General features: G+C 55.6%; 19 protein-coding genes. 5 read left to right on the top strand and 14 right to left on the bottom strand.

The genetic code is table 11. The features are described 5' to 3' along the window. Positions 1 to 76 precede the first annotated feature (76 nt). Both G7Y49_RS00260 and G7Y49_RS12025 read right to left on the bottom strand, forming a co-directional pair. A complete protein-coding gene (locus tag G7Y49_RS00260; RefSeq protein ID WP_165170066.1) occupies positions 77 to 1057 on the bottom strand; it encodes an AraC family transcriptional regulator in 981 nt (326 codons plus the stop codon). Between the two features lie 35 nt (positions 1058 to 1092). Continuing rightward, positions 1093 to 1227 carry an MptD family putative ECF transporter S component gene (locus G7Y49_RS12025; RefSeq protein WP_241157203.1) on the bottom strand — a complete coding sequence of 45 codons (135 nt, stop codon included), beginning with the start codon at positions 1225 to 1227 and terminating at the stop codon, positions 1093 to 1095. Between the two features lie 598 nt (positions 1228 to 1825). Between G7Y49_RS12025 and G7Y49_RS00250 the strand changes: the two genes are divergently transcribed. Both G7Y49_RS00250 and G7Y49_RS00245 read left to right on the top strand, forming a co-directional pair. Continuing rightward, a complete protein-coding gene (locus G7Y49_RS00250) occupies positions 1826 to 2104 on the top strand; it encodes a DUF6110 family protein (protein ID WP_165170064.1) in 279 nt (92 codons plus the stop codon). Continuing rightward, on the top strand, positions 2064 to 4238 hold the full coding sequence (locus G7Y49_RS00245) for a heavy metal translocating P-type ATPase (protein WP_241157202.1): 2175 nt from the start codon (positions 2064 to 2066) through the stop codon (positions 4236 to 4238). The genes G7Y49_RS00250 and G7Y49_RS00245 overlap by 41 nt, the downstream gene beginning before the upstream one ends. A 463-nt stretch (positions 4239 to 4701) precedes the next feature. On the opposite strand, the gene G7Y49_RS00240 is transcribed toward G7Y49_RS00245, so the two are convergent. After that, on the bottom strand, positions 4702 to 5565 hold the full coding sequence (locus G7Y49_RS00240; protein ID WP_165170062.1) for an alpha/beta fold hydrolase: 864 nt from the start codon (positions 5563 to 5565) through the stop codon (positions 4702 to 4704). A gap of 198 nt (positions 5566 to 5763) precedes the next feature. Next, positions 5764 to 6198 (bottom strand): helix-turn-helix domain-containing protein, encoded by a 435-nt coding sequence (locus G7Y49_RS00235; RefSeq protein ID WP_165170060.1) that lies wholly within the window; start codon positions 6196 to 6198, stop codon positions 5764 to 5766. Positions 6199 to 6540: 342 nt separating this feature from the next. Here G7Y49_RS00235 and G7Y49_RS00230 point away from each other — a divergent pair, with 342 nt between their 5' ends. Next, complete coding sequence (locus G7Y49_RS00230; protein WP_165170058.1) at positions 6541 to 6960, top strand: YjdF family protein; 420 nt, start codon at positions 6541 to 6543, stop codon at positions 6958 to 6960. 287 nt (positions 6961 to 7247) lie between these two features. Here the strand turns inward: G7Y49_RS00230 and G7Y49_RS00225 are convergent, their stop codons facing one another. The 9 genes from G7Y49_RS00225 to G7Y49_RS00180 form a co-directional block, all read right to left on the bottom strand. Continuing rightward, positions 7248 to 8735: an ATP-binding cassette domain-containing protein gene (locus G7Y49_RS00225; RefSeq protein ID WP_165170056.1), complete on the bottom strand. Its 1488-nt coding sequence runs from the start codon at positions 8733 to 8735 to the stop codon at positions 7248 to 7250. 260 nt (positions 8736 to 8995) lie between these two features. Further along, the gene (locus G7Y49_RS00220; protein WP_165170054.1) at positions 8996 to 9457 is read right to left on the bottom strand and encodes a DUF4405 domain-containing protein; all 462 of its coding nucleotides are present in this window, start codon (positions 9455 to 9457) and stop codon (positions 8996 to 8998) included. Positions 9458 to 9893: 436 nt separating this feature from the next. Next, complete coding sequence (gene nrfD / locus G7Y49_RS00210; RefSeq protein ID WP_165170050.1) at positions 9894 to 11144, bottom strand: NrfD/PsrC family molybdoenzyme membrane anchor subunit; 1251 nt, start codon at positions 11142 to 11144, stop codon at positions 9894 to 9896. Positions 11145 to 11162: 18 nt separating this feature from the next. Continuing rightward, the gene (locus G7Y49_RS00205; protein WP_165170048.1) at positions 11163 to 11786 is read right to left on the bottom strand and encodes a 4Fe-4S dicluster domain-containing protein; all 624 of its coding nucleotides are present in this window, start codon (positions 11784 to 11786) and stop codon (positions 11163 to 11165) included. Continuing rightward, complete coding sequence (locus G7Y49_RS00200; RefSeq protein WP_165170046.1) at positions 11786 to 14302, bottom strand: molybdopterin-dependent oxidoreductase; 2517 nt, start codon at positions 14300 to 14302, stop codon at positions 11786 to 11788. Before G7Y49_RS00200 ends, G7Y49_RS00205 begins: the two co-directional genes overlap by 1 nt. A gap of 486 nt (positions 14303 to 14788) precedes the next feature. Next, positions 14789 to 15640 carry a slipin family protein gene (locus G7Y49_RS00195; RefSeq protein ID WP_241157200.1) on the bottom strand — a complete coding sequence of 284 codons (852 nt, stop codon included), beginning with the start codon at positions 15638 to 15640 and terminating at the stop codon, positions 14789 to 14791. Between the two features lie 22 nt (positions 15641 to 15662). After that, on the bottom strand, positions 15663 to 16157 hold the full coding sequence (locus tag G7Y49_RS00190; RefSeq protein WP_165170042.1) for a GntR family transcriptional regulator: 495 nt from the start codon (positions 16155 to 16157) through the stop codon (positions 15663 to 15665). Next, a complete protein-coding gene (nrfD, locus tag G7Y49_RS00185) occupies positions 16109 to 17230 on the bottom strand; it encodes an NrfD/PsrC family molybdoenzyme membrane anchor subunit (RefSeq protein WP_165170040.1) in 1122 nt (373 codons plus the stop codon). Before nrfD (G7Y49_RS00185) ends, G7Y49_RS00190 begins: the two co-directional genes overlap by 49 nt. 133 nt (positions 17231 to 17363) lie before the next feature. Then, positions 17364 to 17909 carry a TetR/AcrR family transcriptional regulator gene (locus G7Y49_RS00180; RefSeq protein ID WP_165170038.1) on the bottom strand — a complete coding sequence of 182 codons (546 nt, stop codon included), beginning with the start codon at positions 17907 to 17909 and terminating at the stop codon, positions 17364 to 17366. 145 nt (positions 17910 to 18054) lie between these two features. Here G7Y49_RS00180 and G7Y49_RS00175 point away from each other — a divergent pair, with 145 nt between their 5' ends. Next, on the top strand, positions 18055 to 18675 hold the full coding sequence (locus tag G7Y49_RS00175) for an HXXEE domain-containing protein (protein ID WP_165170036.1): 621 nt from the start codon (positions 18055 to 18057) through the stop codon (positions 18673 to 18675). Positions 18676 to 18792: 117 nt separating this feature from the next. On the opposite strand, the gene rhuM is transcribed toward G7Y49_RS00175, so the two are convergent. Beyond that, positions 18793 to 19731: a virulence protein RhuM/Fic/DOC family protein gene (rhuM, locus tag G7Y49_RS00170; protein ID WP_165170034.1), complete on the bottom strand. Its 939-nt coding sequence runs from the start codon at positions 19729 to 19731 to the stop codon at positions 18793 to 18795. Between the two features lie 662 nt (positions 19732 to 20393). Between rhuM and G7Y49_RS00165 the strand changes: the two genes are divergently transcribed. Next, positions 20394 to 21824, top strand: coding sequence for a sensor domain-containing diguanylate cyclase (locus G7Y49_RS00165; protein WP_165170032.1), 1431 nt, complete (start codon positions 20394 to 20396; stop codon positions 21822 to 21824). The last annotated feature ends 113 nt before the right edge of the window (positions 21825 to 21937 follow it).

The following is a 21937-nucleotide window of genomic DNA, read 5'->3' as shown; positions in this document are numbered from 1 at the left end:
ATACACCAGGAAGATCCCTTGAGACGCGACTGGAAAGACATCAGCCCATCCGCGCAAAGCTGGCGGATACGGGGAATTAAATCTCAGATAGCGCACTCGCACGAAACTCACGTGGCGTGAAGCCTGTCGCTTCCTTGAATGCCGAAGAGAACTTGGATGCGTTCGCATAGCCAACCGATAGGGCGATCTCGCCGATAGACACATCCGATTCGCGCAACATGCGCGATGCTTGAGACATGCGGTAATGCACGAGATAGGAATGAATGCTCATTCCGTAAACCTGTTTGAAGCAAGTCTGCATGCTTACGTACGGGAAATCGAATTCTTCAGAGAGTTGCTTGAGCGTCTTGGTCGATCCGAGGTCGCGCGTGATCGACTCTTGGATGGCATGCACCTTCTCGATCTGCGACTTGCGAAGATACAAGTCTTCTCCAGCGTTGCTCGAAGACGAAAGCGAATCCAAGAGAAGCAGAAGCTCAAGCAACTTGATCCTCAGATACGTTTCGCGATGGGTATCCGGAGCTGTGTATATCTCGGAGAAAACGTGATCGAGCGCTGACACCCCCTGCTTCACCACTTTGTAGTACGAACTGCGACAAAAAGCAGCTTGGATACGCTTTATATCGACCGAAAACCCGCTGAGAACACCCTGGTTGATGCATTGCTGGGCGACATCAACCTCAAACGACGCAGTGATGCCCCGGTAATACTTCAGAGGAAAGCTAAAGTTGCCCGAGTGCATCTTGTGATCGTCGATGCCTATATCGCCGGCACCGAGGAAGAGGCTTTCGTCTTTTGCTGTATCCCACTCAATCCGACCCTCGCGACAGTAGCTCAGACAAAGCATCTCGACATTCCCCTTGAGCCTGAACGTTGATTGCGTGGAAGCCACCCCAACAAAGTCGTGAAAACTCAACGTCATCCCGGGATACAACTCGTACATGGTCATGATTCCCTGACCATCTTCGCACGTGACACGATAGGTGTGCATGATGCCGTTGTGGTTTATGCACGCTACATTCTCGCCCAGATTGACATAGCTGTTGATCCCGTCCACTTCGCACCTTTTCTAAACTGTGTCCGAATAATTATCTAAGCCATTCTGAATGTAGGGATATAGCCGAGCATGGCCACCGCCATACAGATAATGAAATAGATCGCACTGAAAATGCCTACGTTGATGAGGTCCTTCAGTTTTATCCCCTGCTTCGCTCTCTGACCTTCCAAAACAACCTGCCTTTCAACGGTGTTAATTGTGACTAACTTTTTTATGCGATGTTGAGCAATTCCTGTTAACCCATTCGTTTTTCAATGCCCCGTTCGTATCAATCGTTCATTAACAAACCATCGTAGAAACGAAGCGACGACCCCTCGCTGAACCGTCGTCAGAGAGGATGAGAGAGGGCGAGAAAGCCGTGAGCTTACTAGGCTTGTTTCTAGACTCCTTTCCCGTTAATGAACGCATTCGTTGTGAAAAAGTTTAATAAGGATAACTTATTTTGGATACTGCCAGCAAAAAAAGTCCTCAAGAAGACTGAGTTTAGGAAGAGCGAACGCAAAAGCAAGAGATGCAAACATAACCCAAAATGCGAAAAAGGGATGGCACCCTCACGCTGGAGGGGACAATGATCATATCGGTGCATTTCGTACCGCTGGCTCTCCTATTTCATACCGCTGGCTCTCGTTCAAAAGTTATACCAAGGAAACATTAAGTATGCTAAGGCTAACTATTGAGGACTAAGGGGAGTTGCGAAGAAACGCAAACGGCCGGAAAGGCGCTCCTTAATCCAACAGACAAAGACACATTCAATTTTAGGAGGTCATCATGCATCCCGGATTATTGGTCGTCGGAGGTTTTCTTCTTGGGACCGTTGGCGTGAAAGCTGCGAAAAGCCGTCCAGTTCATCAGGCATGCGTGCGTGCGACGGCATGTGGACTTGAGTGCAAGGGCTACGTCGAGCATATTGTGGACGAAGCAAAAGCCCAGTGCGACGACATCATGGCCGAAGCGAAAGTGCTGAGAGCCGAAGAGGATGCCGCGCACGACGTCGGCGACATGATCATTGAAGAAGCTGCAGAAGAATCGAAAGAACCGGAAGAATAGCGAGCGGATCGTGCGCTGTGTCATCAAGCACTCCCTACCCGGACGCCTGCGTTTGCAGCTGCCCCGCAACTTGACCGACCATGAGGCGATGGCGCTCGAGGAAACGTTTCTTGAGATGACTTTCGTTCGCAAAGCCACAGCATACCCTCACGCAGCCAGCTTCGCCGTTGAGTTCGAGCCAACGAAATCATCACGCAACGCCGTCGTGGGACGTATAGCGAAGACCACCTTCGCCGAATTGAACGCATGGCGCCCGAACGACGCTTTCGCACTTGCACCGCGCAGTCGCGAGCTGTATGCGAAACTAGCCAACCTTACGGCATGGTTCATCCTTCGCCTCTTCATGCCTAAGCCGTTGAAAACCATCGTGTGGTTTCGGCGCGCCCTCCCCTTCTGGAAGGCAAGCCTTGGATCTCTGCGCCACAGACGACTCGATGTGCCCGTGCTCGACGGCGCAGCTATTGCCATGGGCTTCACACAAGGAGCAAGTAACGCTGGTGAAACCATGCTTCTGCTGCATGTGGGAGAGATCCTGGAAGACTACACCCGCAAGCGCTCCGAATCCAGTTTGGCACAGTCGCTGCTGGGCATTCCCACTACGGCAAGAGCAAACCGCAACGACGTAGAAGTGGAAGTGGATCTTTCCGACCTGCAGATCGGCGAGCACGTAATCGTGCGCACCGGCGATGCGATGCCCGTTGACGGCACCATCGTGTCCGGCGAAGCGATGGTGAACCAGTCGTCGCTGACCGGCGAACCGCTACCCGTCATGCGGCAGATGGGCGACAGCGTGTATGCCGGAACCGCCGTGGAAGAAGGAGAGATCTGCGTGCGCGTGACCAGCGACCCTGCGCAAAGCAAGATCAACTCGATCCTCGCCATGATGCAAGACACGAACGCTGCGAAGTCGTCCGAACAGAAACGCATCGAAAACATAGCCGACAAGCTGGTGCCGTGGAACTTCGCGCTAGCGGGCGCAGTGGCGCTGGCAACGCGCTCGCTCTCGAAAACGGCGGCGTGCCTTATGGTTGATTACTCATGCGCGCTCAAGATGTCCGGTGCCATCGCCGTCATGGCCGCACAGCGCGAAGGTGCACGACGTGGATTTCTGGTAAAAGGCTCACGATATTTCGACGCCATCGCAAAAGCCGACACCCTCGTGTTCGACAAGACAGGTACGTTGACAGCCGCCACACCTGCGGTGCACCACGTGGAACCGTATAACGGGTTCTCGCGCAAAGAGGTACTGCGTCTTGCAGCTTGTCTCGAAGAGCACTTCCCGCACCCTGTCGCACGTGCCGTGGTAAACGCCGCACTAGAGGAGCACTTGGAACACCGCAAACTACACTCCGACGTCGAGTACGTGGTCGCCCACGGCATCGTAAGCTCTCTCGAAAACGGCAAGCGCGTGGTTATCGGCAGTCAACATTTCGTGCTGGAAGACGAAGCGGTCCAGATTGACGCACAGCAACTGGAGCATATTCACGGCTTGGCGCTTGGAACGTCACCGCTGTTTTTGGCAGTCGACCATCAGCTTCGCGGCGTCATCTACATTGATGACCCGTTAAAAGAAGAAGCGCGCAGCGTCGTTGAGAACCTGCACGCCGAAGGATTCCGGCGCGTGATCATGTTGACGGGCGACGCCGACCGCACCGCGCGACGGATCGCCGAAGAGGCGGGCATAGACGAATACCACGCTGACCTGCTACCCGAAGACAAGCATCGATTCGTTCGCAAATTACAGGCAGAAGGTTGCAAGGTGTGCATGGTGGGTGACGGCGTCAACGATTCGCCCGCCTTGGCCACAGCCGATGTGTCAATCGCCATGTCGGCTGGATCTGCGGTCGCGCGCGAGGCGGCAGACATCGCATTGACCTCCGATGACCTGCATTCCATCGTGTACTTGCGTACATTATCCCGCACCTTGCAACGACGCATGAATCGCGGATACCGCTTCGCAATCGGATTCAACAGCCTGTTGCTGGCCCTGAGCATTGCAGGTGTCCTTACGCCGCAGCAATCTGCGCTCTTCCATAACGCGTCAACCATTGTGCTTTCAGCGGCAAGTGCGTGCCCCTATCTGTCCGCCCCAAATGGGACAACGGAGCGTTTTCATACAAATGCCCCACGGTGACGGTAAGAAACGTTGTCGACCGGGCTAGGGCCCGTGATCTGGAACTTGGCTTCTCCGATCCTCTTTTAGACAATCCCATTGCTATCTTTCAAGATAGTATCTATCTTTAATAATAGTACTAGTCGCAACTTCGCCTTTGAATCATACTTCATATCGATCACGCACGTAAGGTTACTCGGCATGCAAGATCGAAAGAATCAGACGTGGACGGCATCTTGTTGGCGAAGGGCTCGCACATCGCAATCCAGTGCGCGCTCAAGAAGTTCGCCAAGATCGTCGAAGAAGTCGGCGGTGCCTGGGATGCAGGCAAGGCGCTGATGTAGCCTGCTCGATCGCCAGGCGCATTTTTAACCCCCGTACCATCTTTCTAGCAACGGAAGACAGTACGGGGGTTTCTTGTACTTGAAGGCTACGACATACACACCCTGACGTGCCAGTGCCGAATTGCCGCCCGCCGCTGTCATCACCTGACGCGCGAGATTGAATCCTTGATGGCCGAGACGAAATCCCTGGACTTCTCAATATGGATCCCGTGACCGCAGTCGAACCGAACGAGCTCGCAGTCGGAGATAAGCCCCAAGCACTTCGCAAGGTCGTCTTCATCGAGCGCGGCGAAAAGAACGCCGTCGTCAGACCAATCCGTCTTCGCCTTCATGAACAGGGCCGGGCACCTGATTTCACTAAGCAGCTCCTCGTGGGGAATCCCGCAGTGGAAGCTGTCGTCGTAGAACGCCTCCCCGAATCGCGGATCGTAGCTCCCCATCCCAACAAACGCCGCCAAGGCGGTCTTTGGCCAGAAGGGGACCTTCAGGTCTTTCTCGGGATGCTTCTGCAAAAACTTTCTGGCCGACGCAATGCTTTTCGGACGCATCTTCTCGCGCGTCTTTTCCGGAAAGAATCTCCAAGCGTACTGGTTCTCGAAGTAGAACAACACGAAGCTCTCATCCGCCGGGCCCTGCAGGTACTCATGGCATATCGACGAGAGATCCAGATAGTTGAACGTCTTTTTTCTTCGCTCGCCCTGGCACGAGAAGAAGGGCGGGTCCTCAAGGATGAGCAGTTCGCACAGCTGCGTCTTCCCGGCGGCGTATGCGGCGATCAGCCCGCCCGATGAGTGCCCGAGCAGCGCACACGGCCTGCCGACCACATCCTCGATGAACCTCACGAGGGCGTCTCCCAGCGAGACGATGTTGTACAAGCTTGGATCGTGGGCGCTCTTCCCATGCCCAAAGCAGTCCACGGCATACACGGTGAAATCTTTTGACAGCGGCCTGATCACTTTGTCGAAGCTGTGCTGATCGGTGCTCTGTGCGTGAACGAGGACCAAGGAGCGCGCGCCACCTTCGTGCCTTGTGAAAGAAAGCGCAGGCTGCCCAGCCTTTTCTTCGATACTGCGCATTTTGCATCAGAGCTCCTGGAAGACAAGGTCACTGACGAGCAGCTTGCCGGCGGGGCCGAGCTTCACGGAGATGAGTCCTCTGCAGGCGTAGCCCTTGTTGTCCATGGCGTAGATCCTTTCCTTGGATCAGTCAGAAAGCCTCTCGTTCACGGCGCGTCCGTAGCTCTCCAGCATGGCTGCCGCGTCCTCGATGCGCTGGAGCGCAAGCCCTTGCGACTCGTCGCCCAACACCAGAAGCTCGCTTCCGGCATGCAGTTCGAAGATGTCGCGCGCCTTCTTCGGGATGACCACCTGGCCGCGCTCGCCCATGCGAACGACGCCGAAGATGTGCAGGCCGCGAGGGGCGACGGGGTACCCGACCTGCTCCTCGTCGTGGTGGACGAGCGCGTCGAGACTCACGCCGAACAGCTGCGCGAGGCGCGTCGCGTTGTCGAGGTCAGGGACAGCAGCTCCTGCCTCCCATTTCGCGACGGTCTGCCGAGCCACGCCTATTCTCTGGGCGAGCTCCTCTTGCGTCATGCCAGAGCGCATTCTCAGCGAAAGTATGTTCTGACTGATCATATCTTTCATACCTCCAAGCTCAGTATATTTTGACTCGACATGCTTATCCACCATGTCAGAGTGGCACATCTCATATAGTATTGTCACGCCTAGGTGACATACCTCGTGCATTCTTGAGGATAGGAGCTGATCGGCTGTCTCCCGCTGGAGATCAGCCGCTTTGAAGATGTCGCATCGCGGACCTCTTGAAGCGCCTTGGCAGCAGGGTATAATCAATCTACCAGAGATGAAAACACAGTCCCCGTCGGGTAGTCGTGGGCGTGCGGTTCTGCCGCATCAGTAACCTGCCTCCTTGGTTGTCCCTTCTCTGCATGGTCTGTCTACATAAAGGAGGAAGCGTCCATGCAGATCAGCGTGTCATCCACCCTGACCATATATCACGACGGCCAGTTTTGGGTGGGCATCGTCGAGCATGTCGAAGACGGAGGGTTCGGAGCTGCCCGAATCGTGTTCGGCGCGGAGCCGTCGGACGAGGAGGTGCTCCGATTCGTCGTAGAGAAATGGCAGACGTTGTCGTTCCGAAATGACCTGGATGCCGACCCGAAGCCGTTGGCGAAGAACCCCAAGCGCCGCATGCGAGACGCGGCGAAGGCGCTCAAGAGGCCAACCATGAGCACCAAAGCGCAACGCGCTCTCTCGCAGGAAAGAGAGGCGCATAAGAAAGCGGCGGCCCACCGTCGCTCTGCCGAAAAAGAGCAATCAGAGGACAGACGCTACGCACAGCGCGCTGCCAAGAAGAAGCTGAAAAGGAAAGGCCATTGAAGACGGGGGGTGTTATGGGCGAAACGCCCTGTTTCCGAGTCGCACAATGGCCCAATCGATGGCCTTCAGCACATCGGGGTCGTCAATGCAGGCTTGCGCCGCGCGAAGCACTGGAAGGTGACGCGGGCGGGTTGCGGCGGCAGCGGGTTGCGACGCGGGCAGGGTTGCGACACGGGCAGGATTGCGACACGGGCAGGATTGCGACGGCAGCGGGTTGCGGCGGTCGTGCTCTATTTCGGATGCTTCGCCTTCCGCGTCGAGCCCGGGGCTTCGTCCGCTCCCCCTCTTCATTTGACCCTCAACTCAAAGGCATCTTCGCTCCGCTCTATCCTCCACTCCGTTTGCGCCACCGCATTCGCCAGCTGCCTGTCGTGCGTCACCAGGAGGATTGCGCCGGGAAAGCCGACGAGCATGTTCTGGAGAGCCTCGATCGAGCCGACGTCAAGATGGTTGGTCGGCTCGTCAAGCACGAGGAAGCTCGGGTCTGCGACGAGCTGCTCGGCGAGCATGAGCTTGCGAAGCTCGCCCGGACTGAGGTCATTGCCGTCGAGAAGCCTGCCGGGGTCGGAGTTCAGGCGCGCCACGATGGAGAGGACGTGGCCCCTCTGCCCCTGCGCCTGAGCGCGAAGCAACCGCAAGGCTCCTTCCCGCTCCCTGGGCGAGACGTCTTGGGGCACGTACGCCACCTTGACGCTGTCCGGAACCGATTCGATGACGTTTCGCACCACGAGGCTCTTGCCCGCACCGTTTGCCCCGGTGAGGACCACATGGTCAGCAGGAGATATCCAAAGCTCCGGCACCTTGACGGAGAACTCGCCTGCCCACAGCCGCGTCGCCTCCAAGTGAGCCACATGGTTCGACCTGGCTGTCACTCCAAACTCGCCGATGCGGTGGTCGTATCGCTTCGAGACGGATTTTCCCGAAAGCTCGGATTCGGCCCTGGCAAGCCGCTTGCCCATGGTCGACGACAGCCTCCCCGCGACACCATCCTTGCCGGAGATTACGGCGCGGCCGATTTTCTCGCGCGCATCGCTGTCGCCCTTGCCAAGGCCGCGCTTGCTTCGCTTGCCCTTCTGTCGGGCGGCTTCCTCGCTCCTGCGCCGGGCCTCCGCCTTCAGGCGCTCAACTTCGCGGGCCGCCTTCTCCCGATCCCTCATGGCAGAAGCGCGCTCGCTTGCCGCCTGGCTGCTCGCCTTCGAGTACCCGCCAGGACGCATGGCCCAGCGATCCCCCTCGCACAGCAGGCTCTGGCTCACGAGGGCGTCCAGCAGATCCCTGTCGTGCGAGATGAGGATGCCTATGCCGCCGAACGAGGCGAGGGTTGCCTTCACGACGTCGCGCGTTTCGCCGTCGAGGTCGTTCGTCGGCTCGTCCATGACGAGGACGTCAGGGCGCGCGTAGAGCGCGCATGCGATCTGGAGCCGCTTTCGCTGGCCGCCCGAGAGCGTCTCGTAGCGCCAGAACCAGTCGTCCTCGATGCGCAGCAGCGCCCTTGCCCGTCGGCCTTCCTGCCCCCAGTCAGAAGCGAGGTCGAGGAGGTTCTTCGGTGCTCGGGTCGAATCTTGCTGGCAGTAAGCCGAGAACAGATGCGGGCTCACCGTTCCGGAATCGGGCTCGATGAGGCGCGCGGCAACTCGGGCGAGCGTGCTCTTGCCGCATCCGTTGTCGCCGATGACGCCCGTCCAACCTGACGGGAACGTGACGCTGACGTCGGTGATCGCAGGTGACGCCGTGTTGGGATAGGCGTAGCTGACGTGTGAGAGATTCAGTTGCATGGCGAGCTCCTTAGGAAGGAGGCCGCGCAGGGGTGAGGCACGCGATGTATTGGTTCTGAAGCGAGAAGACGTTGGAGCGATGCGGCACCCTCGAAAGCGCGACCGGACGTGTGAAGTGGTCGTATGGGCGCCCGTAACGGGCATCGCTAGTTCTTCATCTAACCTTACCTAACTCGAAGCGGCGCGCATCCGTTGGCCCCGCCGAATGGCTGACAGCGCGATTATAACATGCAGCTATCCGAACAGCCCACCCGCACTCGCTAAACTTTCTTGGGCATCACTTCCTCACAAGCAGTTGCATCCTCGATGGCCAAAGCCTTGGTGCGACCACCACGAATCCAAGCCCACACCACCGGACCTCGCAGCACCAGGTGCACCAGCAGGGCCGCTAACAGTACCTTGGCCGACAGGGCATGCAGTGGATCCCAGAAGAAGTACCCCGTTGCATACAGACCGAGCGCGGGGAGTACCGTGCCTGACACCATAACGCCTGACACCATGCACACCGCCAGCGACACCAACAGCACAACGTTAAGCGCCAGATACCCCCAGCGACCATGACCCACCAGGCCGCCAGCACTAAGCGCAATGTGCACCGCCATAACCACGAAGACACCAAGCCCCAGATACTCATGGAGCGGGATGCCCGTCATTACCGGATTGGCTGCCACCAGGTACGCCACCAACATGAGCACATCGAGGATCATCTTACGCTTTTTCATGGCGACCTCCTTTCGACAGAACACGCGTGAGCCACCACAGCCCCACCGTCAATGCTACAGGCATGAGAATCCACACGTTCAACGACATATCCGATGCTTGATGGTAGCGTCCCGTAAGGGAATCCCACGCATGGCACTCTGTCGAAGCACAACTGGTCTCCGGGCAGACCATCTCAGTCACGCCATTAGGCTCGGGTACGTCTGCAAACCCATGACACGTACCACTCGCGCACCCAGCCGCCGGACAGACAGACTCAGCCGTAATAGGCTGAATTGTCGATGTCGGTTCCACTGCGAATCCCACTGCCGTCACGCAGACAAGCACCGCCACGACAACCGCGCAGGCAAGCAAAGCTCTTTTCATAACATGAGCCCTTTCATTACGGAAAGACCCGCGCCGGGAGGGGGGAAGGCGCGGGTCTTTCCATAAAGAGAGTTACTTGGAGGCTACGTCTTCGGCCGGGCGAAGCGGCAGAAGCTTCAGACCCAAGAAGAACACCAAAAAGCCCAAGGCCACCACACCCAGCGCCACACCAAACTCAAGCGGGGTGGGCCAGTACACAAGCTGGCCATAGATGCCCGAAAGGCCCGACTCCCAGGAGACGTGCTGCATAGACGTGATCGCGCTGGGATAGTCCAGGTTGGCAATCTGGAAGCCGCCCACAAGCAGCTGCACGCGCTTGCAGAAGATACCGATGATGGCCAGAAGCGACGCAATCACCAAAAGCACGTTGGTGCGCAAGCTCGGCGCAAGGCAGATGACGGCGCACGCCGCGCAACCGATGATCTCAATCCAGAAGAAGGGCGCCAAAGGACCAGACACCAGCATATCCACCACTTCAAGGCCCGATCCTGCGGGGAAGGCCTCGGTGAGCAGATCGCAGCCGAAGAAGTACAAGTCAACCAGCACAAAAGCGCCCAAAAGCTTCGCGAGTTTCACCATATAGGCCTGATCGAGCGCCAGATAGCCCGCGCGACGCAGCGCCATAACTGCACAGATTACAAGCGCCGTGCCGCATACAAGCGCGGAAGACACAAACCACGGTGCCAGAAGGGCTGTGTGCCACATCTCGCGCCCCTGCTGCAAGCCGAAGATCCAGGCGGTCACCGAGTGCACCAGCACCGCGCACACCAGCGCGATCACGCTGATCACGCGCAGGGCAGTATGCGACACCTTACCCTTCTCGGCTGCCAACTGCGCCCACAGGTATACGCACGAAAGGATAAGGTAGGTGCCAATCACCACGATGTCCCACATGAGCGGGCTTCCTAGGTTGGAATACACAAACAGCTCCCACACGCGGAAAGACTGGCCCAGATCCACCACCACAAAGCCGATAGCAGCCACCGTGGCGGCTATCGAGGTCATGACGGCCACCTTAGATATTCCGCCGAAGCCCTGAATGCCAAATGCCTTAGGCACCGAGCTTATGATGAGGCCACCAGCGGAAAGCCCCACAAGGAACATGAAGCAGGTGATGTAAAGGCCCCACGAATCCAAGTTGCGCATGCCGGTCTGAACCATGCCACCCGTAAGCTGCATCGCCCACAGGGCCAAGCCCGCCACCACAAGCACCGCTGACACGGCAATGCCAATGGTCAGCGCGCGGCCGCCCCACTGCGGCTTCTTCTCGACTTTGGGCGCGAAGGCCCCAGACGGCGTCGCCGCCGAAGTTTTCTCAGTCATGACAATTCTCCTTAGACGCTACACCAGGTAGTAGACGGAAGGCTTGGTACCCTCTTCCGGAAGTAACTGTTTGTACTTGCGCTCGCGAATGAGGCGAGAGACCTCAGAATCGGGATCGTCAAAATCCCCGAAGTGTCGAATACGAGCGGGACAGACCTCAATACACGCCGGCTGCTCGCCTTTAGCAAGACGATGCCAACACATGGTGCATTTCTCCACCGTATGTTTCTGATGTGTCGGAATATCGGTTGCGCCCATTGCTTGCCCTATAGCATATTTGGGCTCCTCCCAATTAAAGGAACGAACACCGGTATAGGGGCAAGCCGCCATGCACATACGACAGCCGATGCACTTGTCATAATCTTGACGGACTGCTCCAGTATCAGCGTCTTTATAGGTGGCGCCAACGGGACAAACCTTGACACACGCCGCATTCTCGCAGTGTTGACACATTACAGGCGCATAATCCATTTCCAGGTTTGGATAGGTGCCACCCGGGGTGTCTTTTTCTTCGCCGCCTATAGTGAGAATTCGGTTCCACCAGATATTGTCCGGAAGGTTATTCTCTACCTTGCAAGCAACTGCGCATGAATGACAACCAATGCATCCTTTGCTCTCGACGACGTAACCATAGCGGGTCATTAGTTATCATCCTCTTCCCATAAACGAATGTCACAAAGCACGTCCATAAAATTATTGCTTACCGAGTAGACGTTGAAATCTGTTGAACTTAGGCAAGACCAACCGCCTTTTTTATGCTGATACATTTGCCATCCTTTGGGATAAAGCAATGTGCCAGGCCTTACTGCTTCCGAATAAACCACTTTGGCAACTGCGGAGCCTCGATCATTGAAGGCTTCTGCATAATCACCATTCTCTAATCCTTTTTTCTTGGCATCAATCGGATTTATCTTAACGATGGGCTCAGGGTCAATCTCGCGCAGCAGGGGCGTGCTGAACCACTGCGAATGAACCCTATACCGGGGACGCTCGCTGATGAGGTAGAACGGATATTTCTCATACAATGGGTTTTCTGGCCAAGCTTCTAGCGGCGGCTCAAAATAGGGTAAATGCTCTCGCGCTTCTTGCTCTTCAGTTGGAATCTTCGTTGACGCAGCGCGTACTGCCGGTGTCTCACGATAGAATTCAAAGCGTCCGCTTGACGTGGGAAATTGCCCACCTTCATAAGCGATATACGGCTGCTTTTCCGGATCTCCCGGAATGAAGCGAACTTCTTTCCGCTCGCGAATAGAATCAATATCGGAGCCAACCATTTTATTGATATCACCGCTGAAGAGGGTTTCCAATATCTCTTCATTTGAGCGGGTAAAATACTCCCCGAGCCCCAAGTATTCAGCGAGTTCCGAAAGGATCTGCGTGTCTGGCTTGCACTCATTGGGCGGCTCAATTGCTTTCTCGTTGTAGTTGTATGCGCATGTCTGGCCAGACGTTGCTATTTCTTCATGTTCAAACCATTGCGCAATCGGAAGAACCATATCTGCATATTTCGCTGTATCCGTCATAGCGGAATCAGCCACAACTACGTAATCCATATGAGGAATAATAACGTCAGTCCATGCATGGGTGTCAGGATTTGTGCATACTGGATTGGCGCAGTTGATGAAAAGCATCTTTATGTCGTAATCTTGACCCCCGAATTTCTTTTGCTCGCATACATTTTTCAAATCACAACTTGGTATGCTCATGCTTGAAATTGGGCCCAGAGGTGCACTATAGGTGGGATCGCCAATCGTATTTGCAATTCCATAGCCCCAAAACGAACCGTAAGAGGCTCCTGGTTTTCCGAGATTTCCAGTAAGAGCGCATAAGGTAAGTCCAGCGATGGTAGTTTGATAACCGTTGTCATATGCTTGGGGACCGTAGCCTTCATAATGGAACACAGGTCCATTTATGCAAATATTTGCCAGTTCGTAAATTTCGTCAACGGGGATCTCGGTTGTTTCCGAAACCGATTCTGGCGAGTACTCTTTTATCCGATCGACCAAGAGGTCAAATGCTGTTCGGCACTTAATGCCTTCTGCTGTATAAGTGCCTTCGATATCGCAAGGAGTGTTATCGGATACCTGCACTAATGAGCCGTTTGAAAGCACCATATAAGGATCGTAGATTATCTCAACACCAGTATATGGGTCCACTTCGCCTGTTGCTATTGGCTGAATTCCCACATCGCTTCCTCTTAAGAATTTCCCATTATCTTCTCGTACCAAAAACGGTGCTACAGTGTGTTGAGCCAAAAACTCGCGATCCTCCGCTTGTTGCTTTAGTACGATATTCATGAGAGCGAATTTCAATAGCGTGTCGCATCCCGGACGTATGGGCACCCATTTATCTGCCTTTGAAGCTATCTGAGTATAATTGGGGTCGACAACAACTAGCTTCACTCCGCTTTCATGCGCTTCTCGTATGAGGTGCCAGTTTTGAACCTGCGCATCTGTAATGTTTGCCCCCCATACCACTATCGTTTTTGCATTCTTGGTATCAGTGAGTTCGTTTCCATTCCAAATCATCATTCCAAGAAGGGGCGACATATAATTACCAGCAGAACATGCTTGCCCATATTGACTAGCCTGATCAGAACATTGCCCAATATCACTTGCATTTAATACTGCTCGGAATCTTGTATAGGTACTACTAATTGCTGCACCTTGGTTCCCGGAAGCAGTTAAGATGGCTACAGCATTATCACCATAGTTGCCCTGAATTGATTTGATATTCTCAGCAATCTCTTTATATGCCTCATCCCAGCTAATGCGCTCCCATTGCTCATCGCCTCGATTGGTTCCGCTCACCCGTTTCAAAGGATATTGCAGACGTAACGGGTCATAGATTCTTTGCACATGAGACAAACCTCTTTGGCAAATGCGGTCATAGCATGAATTATTGTACGGTGCTCGAGAAGTTTTAGTAACCCTGCCATCGGAAACATGAACATTCAAATGACAGTAGCCGAAACAGTTTGGTCTGCAAACACCCCTAAAGACCTTTTCTTCCTCTACGCCCTTAGTCTCCTCTGCAAATGCGATCTCCCTAAGAGCGCTTCCGCCACCAGCGACTACGGAGGCTCCACCTACAACAGCCGTGGTCTTCAGAAAGCTTCGACGAGTAAGCCCAGCTTTCGAGCTGCCCGCTTTCACCATTTTTCCTCCTCTTATGAGAATGCACAACCGTAGTGCTAGCGAGAAGCTACCTCGCAACAATGCGCCCGCACATCTCTCCGACTCTCCCATCCCTCCATGGGCGAATCCGATTGCTTTTTCGCGGCATGATTAATGGGATTCCAATAATGTCTTTTAGAACCGGCCGGATTCTGTCAAAGCCAGTCTGTCATACTTTGTCATATGCTGTCAAGACAAAATGTAGGGCAGAATATGACAAGATGATTATCATCTGAGAACCACCTGATCAAATTCGTGTTTCTCTATTGAACTGCTTCAAGAACTATTTCAAATCAAGCAAGCAAAAGCTTTAAAACAAATATTTGTTCGCATAATAGAGACAAACGGGGAGCGGAAGCTCTCTGCAAACATCTTCCTGACACCAATTCAAAACATGGGTGGGAGATGATGCAGATGAGCGTTTTCCTGGCCTTGGTTCAAACTTTGTTGGCCGCTGCCTCATTAGGGCTAGCCCTTCTTCACAGCCTTCGCGATTGCTTCGGCGGCGTCAGAATCGGTGAAGCCTTCGCTGAAGGCGCTAGGAATTACCAGGGTGCCGCCGGACTGCTTCACGGACTCGTAGGCTAGGTGCATGGTGCGCAGACGCATGGCTTGCGCGTCGTCGGCATAGTTGGTACTAGCATCCTTCAACATGTCAGAGATATCTGCCTCGGCTTCGGCCATAATCATGCGGGCGTTCTTCTCGCGGGTGGCTATAGCCTCGGCAGCCATGGCCTGTTGCAAGTCGCGCGGCACCACAATGTCGCGCACCTCCACGTCGATAACGTCGATACCCCACTCGGAGAGCTTCTCAGTAAGCACACCTTTCAGTTCTGCATCCAACTGGTCGCGGCGGGTGGCAACTTCCGAGAGACTCGCACGTCCGATAGCCTTTCGTAGCGTCGCCTGCGCCATCCACGATACAGCACTCGCGTAATCCTCCACCTCCATAGCGGCCTTCTTCGCAGAGAACACCACCCAGAACACCACAGCATCCACGTTTACGGGAACCAGGTCGGCCGTGAGGGTTTCCTCGGCGCCGAAGTAGGTAGCTATCACGCGCTGGTCGATGCGCAGCGAGTAGAACTCGATGACAGGAAAAGTGAACACCACCCCCGGCCCGGCAACGCGGCTGAACTTGCCGAAGCGCATGACCACAGCTTTCTCCCACTCCATGACCAAGTGTACGGAGCTGGCAGCGAGCGCGCCCACCATGACAGCCATCACGAGCGCAGCAAGACCCAGCTCGCCGACAAACGCCTGCCACACCGCCAGCACAATAGCCACCGCCAAAGAGAACACGACGATGGTGAACACCACTGCGCCGTTGCGAGAAGTGCGCCTACGCCCCGTTTCCAGTCGCACGTTCGGCTGAATCGTCCTCGGATCCCGGGAAGTGGACGATATGGCCGCGGCTGACTCCTTTTTCCTTCGCATTATCTACTCCCGTCTCGCGTTCGCGCTTGGCCTTGGCTGCTCCCAGAGCGGCTGTAAACTGGGTATCAATATCTTCCAGCGACAACCCCAGTTCTTGGCAGCGCTGAAGGTACTCAACGGTTACGGCCTCGGCTAGCACGTTAGCTGACACGCCCGGTTTGTCGGACACATCGGCCACGAAAGCGCCTTGGCGACGCTTCGACACAATGTAGCCATCCTCTTCGAGGCTCTGATACACCTTACTCACAGTGTTGTAGTTCACCTCTACTTCGGCAGCCAGACCGCGCACCGTAGGCAGATGGTCGCCGGGCTTATAGAAGCCCGAAGTAATGAGGTAGATGAACCGGTTTTTCAGTTGTAACCAGATGGGAATGGAACTGGATTCATCCAGTTCGAACAAATCCCCAGCTGAGACAGTTTGCCATAGCTTAACCACGTGGAAAAGTCCTCTCTATTCACGCTCACATCTGCACTCGCTGCTGAGGACGATATGATCTCTTGGGTTTTCTCATCTTCTTCAGCCGATACCATTGCAGGGTCTTGCAGTTCCAAATTGCGCTGGGCGGCGGCATCCACAATGGCATCTCGCATACCAACCGCACCCACAAGCACGAGGGCACCCGCCAAAGCGATTGCCACCGCAGGGTAAGCTGTGGCACCCACAACCCAACGGTCGCACACGAAGCAGACCGCCTCGATAACCAACGGGGCCGAAACGCCACAGACAATAAAACCAATCCACCAAGGCAGAGCCGCCTCGCCCGTCATAAGACTTGCCGCCGAAACCTGCACGCCCGGGTGCTCGCTTCCCAGAACGAAGGCCAGAAAAAGGGCTGCTACCAAGGCTTCCACTGCGATAACAGCTACGTCAATGCGGACCACCCAGCTAACGAGGCGCGCCACAGCTCTGTCACCTTCCACAAACAGCGAACCCGCCATAAACAGGGCACATCCGCAGGAAGCGGCTGACAACACAAACAACACCGGCACCCACGCGCACGACCAGAGCCGCATGCCTGCCAACGTTCCCAACAGCAGGCCGACGTACACCGCCACAACAGCGGCTAGCGTAATAGCGACCACCTCTAGCGCCACTACCGCCATGCGTCCAACCCAGGGCAGGTACAGCACTCGCACGAGCACGAGCGCCATCAAGACCACCAGCAGCAACGCCACCGACCAGGCGCCCACGTTCATGAATGTTGTCGGCGGCGCGAGAAAAAGCGATAGCACACGATCGAATCGTCCAAGATCGAGAGCTAGGGACGCCGCCCCCAAAGCCATGGCAACGCACGACGCAATAAGCGTCAGCGCCGTCAAGCGTTCCACCGGGCACTTCTCCGCAACGTCAGTTACCGCATCTATGCCGAAGGACTCGCGCACCATAAGCAAGTCGGCAAGTGAGGTCACCACTGTTCCACCAGCACCAACACCGGCAAAAAACAGATAGGCTATCACCAGCTCTCCGAACACGACGCCCCTTTCGAACACTCTCGCCCGAAGTATGACACAAAAGCTTGTCGTTGTATATGACAGAGTGTGACAGACCTTAATGCAGCTACACAGCAAGTTGCCGCAGATTACAGCAGGCGAAATGCCTCTCTTTTTACGATGCCGTGACCGCCCTGAGCATTCTTGCGACAAGTGCGCCCAGCTCATCCGACGAGAGATCGCAGCCGCGCTCATACCACAGCGTAATAGCGGAAAGGGCCCCGACGAGGGCGAACTCCAGCACATACGGCACCTGGTCGTCCGGTTCGCCCAAGTCCAGCGAGCCTCCAACTGAGCAGATGATGGCATCCGCGATTCTCCTCGAAAACGAGGGATCCCCTTGGGATCCGAGCAAGACGGAAAGTCTCTCTTGGTGCTCCACGTACACATGTCGAACCAATGACGCCGGGTCGTTCGCGTCGTTCTTCATGGCAAGGAGCGCCTCCGCCTGGATAAGGGCTATGAGTTCGTCTTCAAGGGCGTCGAATGCGTCCTGCGCCGAATCGAAGTACTCGTAGAACGTGCTCCTGTGGACCTTCGCGCGGGTGATTATCTCCTTCACGGTCAACCCGCTTGCGCCCTTCTCGACGTAGACGTCCCAACATGCGTCCATGATCCTCTTTCGAGTGGCAGCTCGTTTCTCGAGGTTCTTCTTGGCCATGGCTTTCTTCTTTCCTACAAAACAGCCTGCTGTGTCGGTTGATGTTGGCGGGCAGCGCCCCGATACTATTATCAGACACTATATCGGATTTGCGCGCATGCTTGCCGCGCCTTCGCAGATCCCAGGAAAAGACGGGTGGTTCGCTATGAGAAACTGGATTGCGAAATACAACCTGGAAGTGCTCACGTTCATACTGGGCACGTTCATCGTGTGCGCCGCCGCAATCTGTCCGAGCCTCGATGCGGTTCAGCGCTTCATGCTCGGATTCATGTGGTTGTTCGTGCTGCATGAGTGGGAGGAGGGCAAGTACCCCGGCGGCTTCGTCGACCTTATGGCCGCGAACCTGCTCAAGCGCAAGGTGAGCCAAGAGATCGCGAACCTCTCGCGCATACCCACCATGGCCCTCATCATCGGGTTCACGGTTGTTCCGTTCTTCTTCGATCGCGTTTGGATCCTCGTCCTGCTGCCGGTCTATCTGGGCCTCTTCGAGGGAATCGTCCACGTGATGGGCATCAAGCTGATGCAGCAGACGCGCCCCTACACGCCCGGCATGGTCACCGCGCTCGCGGAATTCGCCCTCGGCGCGGGATGCCTGGCTTATCTGATCGCATTTTGCTCGGTTGCATGGTGGGAGTACCTCGTTGCGGTCGTGCTCTACTTCGCATGCTTCGCCTTCATGCAGAGCCGCCTGACGAAGCTCGTCGGCATGCGGTATCGCGATTTCCCCAAGCTGATGCGGGCGAGGATCAAGGAGCTCAGGGGCTGAGCTAAAAGATCATGAGCTACCAATGAGCCAATGGAACAAGTGGCGAGATGCTATTTGACGCCGCTGTCGGAATTAAGCGCTTCCCAATAATTCGAAGCACAAGCATTTGCTAGTCTCTCAGCTGAGGAAGTTCATTACAAGCAAAGTCATCATGTCCTTCTCTTCGGGCTTTGATTCCGCAATCATGATGGTGGCCGCAACCAATGCGCTATCGCTGATTACCTTCTTTCCCGAATCATAGAGAATTCCGTTTTTGTCAAGGAAATACAAGAAGATAGTTGCAGCTATGCGCTTGTTCCCATCATGGAAGGAATGGTTCTTCACGATGAAGTAGAGCAGGTTGGCCGCCTTCTCCTGTACCGACGGATAGATTTCTCGCCCGTCAAAAGACTGGTATATCGCGCCAATGCTGCTCTTAAAGGTATCATCTTTCTCCACGCCAAACAGGGCGCTTTCATTGCCGAACCTCAGTGCGTCGATCAAACCTCGGCATTCGTCGTAATCCAAAACGTAGACCGCATCACTGCCCTCCGGTTTCTCGATGCGCTGGTGATCGTAGTCGTCAAGAAGGTCAAGAGCAGGAGCATAGCTCTTCACGATCTCAAGCACCTGGCTGGTATCCAAGTCTTCCGCGACTCGCTCTAGCAGCTGCACCGCTTGAGCCAGCTGTTGCAGCCTGCGCCCGTTTTCCACGCGACCTTCAATTATGTACCTGCGCAGCACGTCAGTTGCCCAACGACGGAATTCAACGCCACGTTGAGACTTCACGCGATAGCCGACCGATATAATCACATCGAGGTTGTAGTATCCGACTTGATATCTCTTGCCGTCGCGAGCAGTTGTCAAGGATTTCTTGACGACTGAATCTCTCTCCAATTCTCCCTCTTTGAAGCAGTTGTTGACATGCAAGCTGATGTTCTGCTTAGACGTATCGAACAAGAGAGCCATCTGGTCTTGATTGAGCCAAACGGTTTCGCTGTCCGCCTGAACGTCTAGCGACACCTCTCCGTCGGAAGACTCGAACAGGACGATTTGCGAGATGTTCTCTTCTGCCATACAGCACCTGCTCCCTTTAGATGGATGCGCTGCCCAAAGCAAATGCGCGCCGAGCGCCGCCGAGCAGCTTTCGGCAACAGCTTGACGGCGACACTTGTTTTTTCGAACTCATGTGCAGTAAATAATCTCTCCTTAGATTATATTCGCCAGCAAGAAGCTCGACAGGAAGTCACGAGCATTTTCCACGCCACGAGACGACAAGATCGAAATTCCCCTACACTACGTCAGACTTTCTCGGTCCATAGAGTTCTTCGCGCCCAATGCTATGGCGAACGAACAGCATCAAGCGAGATGCCTTACTGGCGTTGAGCCAGTTGCGATCTTCCTGGAGTGGCAGCAAGGCGTTACATCTCTTCTGACCAAACGCCGAACTTAACTAGCGAAGATGATCTGGCAAGTCATTCCAGGGCTCGCATCTGCTTTGATGGCTGGTCAGCTTGGATAAAACCATCAGGAACAGACCTGCAAGAGAAAGCCGTCCGACGATTGCACGATGAGAATAGAGGCCATTGATCCTGAAGGAGCTCGAAAGCAGCGCCTCGAGAGACAGGCGTTCTTCACCGGTACTTCCTTCGGCAGTTATTTGTCAGCCCCCCGCAAGACACATATATAATGACAGATGGCTCTCTGGGAGGTACCTGAAGGAAAAGAAGCTGTTGCACATGGAAAAGAAAGCGAAGATCTCCGGCGTTGGCTTCAAGCTGATCTGCTCCGTTATGCTCATCGTGCTTCCGCTGCTCATCATGCTTCTCCTTCTGGTCCAGCAGGAGGTTATGGATCTCTCCAAAGAGAAGCTGGCCCTTCAGTCCCAGAGCGGCGCGGAAGCGGTGGGCGTATGGGCGGAGGAGATCCTCGGCGAGCTGGACATCTACAAGGACATGATTGAGCAGGTGGGGATGGACGATCCCCAGGTCTTTGAGCTGATGGGAACCTCCTACCCCGGCCATGAGGCTTACCCTTACGGCCTGTACTGGGGAGACCGGCAGAATAACTACTTCGACTCCTCCGGATGGGTCCCGGATGCAGACTATGTCCCAGCGGAGCGGAACTGGTATTGGGAGGGACTGGCGCGGGATCACTTCGGCTTCGGAGAGCCCTACGTGGATGTGATGACCGGAGAGGTGTGCGTCAGCGCCTCCGCGCGGGTCAACAACAGCCCGGTGGAGAGCGTGGTGGCGGCGGACGTCTACCTGGACTACGCCTCCAAGGTGGTCGCCGACATCACGGAAGACAACATCAGCTACGCTTTCTTCGTTACCGGCCAGAGTCGGATCATCCTGGCCAATTCGGACACCTCCACGGTGGGGCAGCCGCTGAACAGCGAGGAGAGTGCTCCGCTGTACCAGAACGTGGACCGTCTGATTGCCCAGGACCAGACCGGCCAGCATGAAGTCCAGGGAGAAGACGGCAGCTACATCACCAACGTCATCCACATCGAGGCGATGGACTGGTACTTCGTCACCTGCATGAGCAGCAGGGAGGCCCTGCGAAACCTGGACCAGATCATGGTCATCATGGTGGGGACGTCCCTGGCAGCCTGCCTGCTTCTGGTGCTGGTCACCTTTCGCTCAGCCAAGCAGATCGCCCTCATGGACGTCCGGGAAAGAACCGACAACCTCACCGGTCTGCTCAACCGGTCCGGGTTTCGGCAGGCCTTGAAGAACGCGGTGGCGGCGCACCCCGGACAGGGCATGCTGATCATCATGGATCTGGACAACTTCAAGCAGATCAACGACAAGTTCGGCCACCCGGAGGGAGATGTGGCCCTGAGGAGCTTTGCCCGGCAGCTGGACGAATTCTTCAACCGAAGCGGTGACATCACAGCCCGGCTCGGCGGGGACGAGTTTGCCGTCTTCGCAGGGCGCCCCCTCACCGCCGACGCGGCGGAGGGGATGCTGCGCAAGTTCATCGACCGGGTGCGGGAGACCTTCGAGTCGGAGTACCCCGGAGAGGGGCTGTCCGTCAGCGCGGGCGCGTCCTTCATCCCGGAGAAGCTCGTGATCGATGAAATCTACCAGCAGACGGACGCAGCCTTGTACGAGGCCAAGCGAAAAGGGAAAGACCGTTTCCTGATCGTCGACAGAGCCTCATGACGAAGCATCTTGGCAGGAAAGGTTCGGTTTGCCATTAACCGTCTGCTCTGCCAGGCCTCTTGCATATCGTCTAAGTATTTCAACGAAAAGATCCTGGAGGTTGGTTTCGCTCC

Source organism: Adlercreutzia sp. ZJ242 (assembly GCF_011038995.1).
In the GTDB taxonomy this organism is placed as follows: Bacteria; Actinomycetota; Coriobacteriia; order Coriobacteriales; family Eggerthellaceae; genus CAAEEV01.
Note: the sequence above shows the minus strand (reverse complement) of the source record. Positions and strands in the feature narration are given on the sequence as shown.